Raw genomic sequence first — 3,510 nt, 5'->3', positions numbered from 1 at the left:
CGCCGCTGCTGCCCACCCCCCGCACGAACGGCTCCCACACCCGCGGGCGACCCGTCTGCACGGCGACCCGCGCGCCCAGCGCCATCGCCCGCAGGACCAGCAGTTGCCCCGCGCGGACCCCGCCGACGAGGACCAGCCGGGTGCCCTCCGCGCGGAACAGCCGTACGGTGACCGCCCCGCCGTGCCGGTTGGCGCCGACCATCAGCCCGCCGCCCCCGATCGACAGCTCCAGCGGATCCGGATCCGGGCCGGGGGCCACCGGGCCGTCGGCCACCGCGAGCGGCAGGGTGGTGGCCAGCCCGTCGAGCTGGTCGCCGTCGAGCCGGCGCACCTCGCCGCCGGCGTCGGAGACGAGCCGGCACAGCGCCTGCGTGGACAGGGCGAGCTCGTCGGGCGTCCAGGCGGCCAGCCGTACCGTCAGCTCGGCCGGCACGCCGGCGGTGTCGGCACCGGTGCGCGGACCCGCGCAGAGCGCGACGCTGGTCGCGGTCGCCGGCAGCGCCAGCAGCCGGTCCACCAGCCGGCGGCCCAGGTCGGCGCGCGGGTCGGGCCAGCGGCGCAGCCGGAAGGTGGCCTGGAGCAGACCGCCGGCAGAGATCAGCTGCCAGGTCTCGCGGGTCGGGCGGACGCCGTCCTGGTGGGCCAGCTCCCCGAGTACGCGCAGCGCGGCGTGTTCGCCGAGGGGTCGCCCTCCGGCCGGGCCGAGGCGCCGGACGATCCGGCGGACGGTGCCGGAGAGGGCGACCCGCAGCTCCTCGTCGGACCAGCCGTCGACCCGCAGCACCCGGACGGCGAGCAGTGCCCGCTCCTGCCCCGGCAGCCGTCCCTCGGTCAACTGCCGGTAGGACGTGCCGGCCGCGCCGCCCGCCGCGACCGGTGCGGGGGCCGGCGCGGCGTGCAGCAGCAGTTGGATCCGCACCGGTGGGTGGTCGCCGCCGGCGGGCGGCAGCAGTGTGGCGGGGGCGGGCAGCGCCCGCCGGCCGTCGCCCAGCAGGTCACCCGGGTCGCCCAGTTCCAGCACGGCGGTCAGCCCGGTGGCGTCGTCGATCACGGCGGCCGGTTCCCCGGCCAGCTCCGCCGTGCGCACCGCCGCGCCGGGCAACACCAGATCCAACAGGGCGGCCGGCCCGCTGGCCGGCGGGGACGCGTGCCGCCGGCCGGCGTACCCGAGGGCGGTGGCGAGCCACTCGAAGAGCCAGCGGCCCCGCCAGCGCACCCAGGCGGTGACGACCAGCAGGCCGGCGGCGAGCAGTGCGAGCCCGACCGTCACCGGGCCCCGGCCGGACGCGGCGACGACCAGCGCCACCGCGACCTGGGCAGCCACGATCTGGCCGGCGCGCCCGGTGGTCGCCGACCGGTCCGCGCCGATCCACCGTGGAGGCAGCGGCGGGCGGGACACCGCCCGGGCCGGCCCACCGGTCGTGCTCGACGTCACCGCGTCTCCTCCGCTCGACGTGCCGCCCCGCGCCCGCGAGGCCTCGACGGCATCGCGTCCCCTCGCCGCACCGCGACGGCGGCGTGACCCATGGTAGGGGGCGGACCGGTCCGAGGTTGTCCACAGGGGAGAGCGCCGGGGTAGCACGACGGCTATCCGGCCGCTACCGTCAGCGACGAGTGCGGCCGACCAGGGCCGTCGGGGCCGACCCCGGCGCGGCGTCCACGAAGGACAGATCGGCCGTCCGTCACGACCGAGGAGACGAGGTGACGTCCGGGGTGTCCCAGACCCAGGCAGAAGCCGCGGTGATGCAGCAGACCGCCGCGAAGTTCGAGCAGGTGGACCAGTCGTTGCACAGCATGCTCAGCGGCCTGATGGCCGAGCTGGAGGTGTTGCAGCAGGCCTGGCGGGGCGCCGGCGGGCGCTCCTTCGAGCAGGTCAAGCAGCAGTGGTCGCAGGACCAGGCCGCGTTGCAGCGGGCGTTGCGGGAGACCGCATCGGCGATCCGCACCGCCGGCCAGCAGTACGACGTCTCGGACTCCGAGGCCGCCGGCCGGCTCGCCGGCACCAACCGCGGCGGCATCCAACTTCCGCTGTAACGCCGATCGAGGGGGAGGAACATCCGATGGACCACGGTGTCCTGGTCGTCAACTTCGCCGCGCTCCAACAGGCCAGCGCGGACATCCAGAAAGCGTTGAACACGCTCGACTCGCAGCTCGGCCAGCTCGAACGGGACGCGGCCCCGCTGGTGGCGAGCTGGACCGGCGAGGCGCAGCAGGCGTACGAGCAGCGGCAGGCGCGGTGGCGCACCGCCTCGCAGGATCTCCAGGCGATGCTGCGCGACATCAAGCTCGCCGTCAACGACTCGGCGGCCGACTACCTCAACACCGAGAAGCGCAACACCGGTCTGTTCCAGTGAGCCCCACCCTCCGGTGAGCCCACCGGACGGCGGCGCCGACCAGCCTTCGGCGCCGCCGTCGTGGCGCTGCGGGGGTCAACCGAGGCCGGCCGGACGCCAGCCGCGGCGAGCCCCCCGGGGCAGCACCAGCGCGAGCAGCACCGCCGCCGCGATCGCCCCGCCGGTGACCCCGGCGACCAGCAGCGCCCGGTCCCGGGCCGCCGCCCGCCGGGCCCGCCGGGCAAGCAGCCCCGGATCGGGCCGGTCCGCCGGCAGCGCGGACGGCACGCGGGACACCACCGCCGGCGCCGCGTCGGTGTCGGTGACCGCCCGGTACGGGTTGAGCACACCGGCGCCGTATCCGTCGCCGGGCGCCGGGTCGGCGGTGTCCACGATGCGTCGCGCCACCTGCGCGGCGGTCAGGTCGGGCCGGTACTGCCGGACCAGGGCCGCCGTGGCCGCGACGAACGGAGCCGCGTAGCTGGTCCCCTCCGCCCGGCGGTGCCCCTGCCCCGGCGCGGCCATCAGCACGTCGCTGCCGGGAGCGACCAGGTCGACGTACGGGCCGGTCTGGGAGAAGTCGGCCCGGGAGCCGTCCGGCCCGATCGCCCCCACCCCGAGCACCCCCTCGTAGGCGGCCGGGTAGGGGCGCGGGTCGCCGCTGCCGTGCAGGTTCCCGGCGGCGGCCACCACCACCACGTCCCTGCGCACCGCGTAGGCCACCGCCTCCCGGACGGCGGGGTCGTCGGCGTACAGCACCACGGAGAGGTTCAACACGTCGGCGTCGTGGTCCACCGCCCACCGGATCGCCCGGGCGAAGTCGGCGGCGCCGACCGTACGCCCCGATTCCCGCCCCTCGACCACCTGCTGTTCGCTGACCCGCACCGGCAGCACGCGGGCGCCCGGCGCGAGCCCGGTGAAGGCCACCCCCTCGGCGGGGCCGGCGGCGATGATGCTGGCGACCCCGGTGCCGTGGCCGGCGCAGTCACGGCTGCCGTCGCCGCCGGGATCGAGGAAGTCCGCTCCGTCGAGCACCTGGTCGCGCAGCTGCGGGTGCCGGCGGTCGACGCCCGAGTCGATCACCGCGACGGTGACTCCCGCACCACCGGCCAGCGGCGCGAGGCGCTCCGGGGCGTACCGTCGCTGGGCCCACGGCACGGCGGGGACGGGCCGGGTC

The 3,510-nt window shown here is 77.1% G+C and carries 4 protein-coding genes; 2 read left to right on the top strand and 2 right to left on the bottom strand.

Translation table 11 applies throughout. The features are described 5' to 3' along the window. Positions 1-1,399: type VII secretion protein EccE (gene eccE / locus E1193_RS30560; protein WP_243707971.1), on the bottom strand; the 1,399-nt coding region annotated here is incomplete at its 3' end. Between the two features lie 314 nt (positions 1,400-1,713). On the opposite strand from eccE, the gene E1193_RS30555 reads away from it, so the two are divergent. Further along, entirely contained in the window at positions 1,714-2,034 is a 321-nt protein-coding gene (locus E1193_RS30555; protein ID WP_132186600.1) for a WXG100 family type VII secretion target, read from the top strand. Between the two features lie 26 nt (positions 2,035-2,060). Continuing rightward, positions 2,061-2,354, top strand: coding sequence for a WXG100 family type VII secretion target (locus E1193_RS30550; protein WP_132186598.1), 294 nt, complete (start codon positions 2,061-2,063; stop codon positions 2,352-2,354). Between the two features lie 75 nt (positions 2,355-2,429). Here E1193_RS30550 and mycP read toward each other — a convergent pair. Further along, on the bottom strand, positions 2,430-3,510 hold a 1,081-nt coding region (gene mycP / locus E1193_RS30545; RefSeq protein WP_132186597.1), incomplete at its 5' end, for a type VII secretion-associated serine protease mycosin.

Source organism: Micromonospora sp. KC606 (genome assembly GCF_004348675.1).
Lineage (GTDB): Bacteria > Actinomycetota > Actinomycetes > Mycobacteriales > Micromonosporaceae > Micromonospora.
This window is presented reverse-complemented; position numbering and strand designations above follow the sequence as displayed.

Excerpts from the sequence above, each read along its gene's own strand:
- E1193_RS30550 (WP_132186598.1), top strand. The coding sequence starts at position 2,061 with ATGGACCACGGTGTCCTGGTCGTCAACTTCGCCGCGCTCCAACAGGCC.